Raw genomic sequence first — 1,707 nt, forward strand, 5'->3', positions numbered from 1 at the left:
GGCATCATCGGTTCGGCGATGATGCCGATCTCGGATATTTTTGGGAAAGCCGGCATCACCTTCTGGGATTGCGCGCATGAAGGCTCGGGCGGGATGATGGCCGACGGCTACACCCGCGCCACAGGCAAGATGTCGATGATGATCGCGCAGAACGGCCCCGGCATCACCAACTTTGTCACCGCCGTCAAAACCGCCTACTGGAACCACACCCCGCTGCTGCTGGTCACACCGCAGGCCGCGAACAAGACCATGGGTCAGGGCGGTTTCCAGGAGATGGAGCAGATGCGCATGTTCGCGGACTGCGTCTGCTATCAGGAAGAAGTACGCGACCCGTCGCGGATGGCCGAAGTTCTCAGCCGCGTGATCACCAAAGCCAAGCGCGCCTCGGCCCCGGCACAGATCAACGTGCCGCGTGACTTCTTCACGCAAGTGGTCGACATCGAACTGCCTGCCGTGGTCGAATTCGAACTGCCTTCGGGCGGCGCCTCTGCCGTGACCGAAGCTGCCGCGCTGCTGTCCGATGCCAAGAACCCGGTCATCCTGAACGGTGCCGGTACGGTTCTGTCCGCGGGCGGCATCGAAGCTTCGAAAGCGCTGGCCGAGCGTCTGGACGCGCCGGTTTGCGTTGGCTACCAGCACAACGACGCCTTCCCCGGCTCGCACCCGCTGTTTGCCGGCCCGCTGGGCTATAACGGCTCGAAAGCCGCGATGGAGCTGATCAAGGAAGCCGACGTGGTTCTGTGCCTCGGCACCCGCCTGAACCCGTTCTCGACCCTGCCCGGTTACGGTCTGGAATACTGGCCGGCAAATGCGAAAATCATTCAGGTCGACATCAACCCGGACCGCATCGGTCTGACCAAGAAGGTCTCGGTCGGTATCGTGGGCGACGCCGCCACCGTTGCGACCAATATCCTGGCACAGCTGTCGGACACCGCAGGCGACGAGGGCCGCGACGCCCGCAAGGCGAAGATCGCGGAAAAAAAGTCGCGTTGGGCGCAGGAACTGACCTCGATGGATCACGAGCAGGACGATCCGGGCACCACTTGGAACGAGCGTGCCCGTGCCGCCAAGCCCGACTGGATGAGCCCGCGCATGGCATGGCGCGCGATTCAGGCCGCGCTGCCGAAAGAGGCGATCATCTCGTCCGACATCGGCAACAACTGCGCCATCGGCAACGCGTACCCGTCTTTTGAAGCGGGTCGCAAATATCTGGCCCCCGGCCTGTTCGGCCCCTGTGGCTATGGCCTGCCCTCGGTGATCGGCGCCAAGATCGGCTGCCCGGACGTACCGGTCGTCGGCTTCTCGGGCGACGGTGCCTTTGGTATCGCTGTCACCGAGCTGACTGCGATCGGTCGTGAGGAATGGCCCGCCGTGACCCAGATCGTCTTCCGCAACTACCAGTGGGGTGCGGAAAAGCGGAACTCGACCCTGTGGTTCGACGACAACTTCGTCGGCACCGAGCTGGACACCAAAGTGTCCTATGCCGGTATCGCGCAGGCCTGTGGCCTGAAAGGCGTCGTCGCCCGCACTCAGGACGAGCTGACAGCGGCCCTGAACCAGGCCATCGAGGACCAGAAGAACGGCATCACCACCCTGATCGAAGCGATGATCAACCAGGAACTGGGTGAGCCCTTCCGCCGCGACGCGATGAAGAAGCCGGTCGAAGTGGCAGGCATCAGCGCCGACGACATGAACCAACAGGCCGGG

The 1,707-nt window shown here is 63.5% G+C and carries 1 protein-coding gene; it reads left to right on the forward strand.

What is annotated here, in order from left to right:
- On the forward strand, nucleotides 1–1,707 hold a 1,707-nt coding region (xsc, locus tag ACR0KW_RS24180), incomplete at both ends, for a sulfoacetaldehyde acetyltransferase (protein ID WP_480807300.1).

This window comes from Ruegeria sp. CG11, assembly GCF_056537245.1.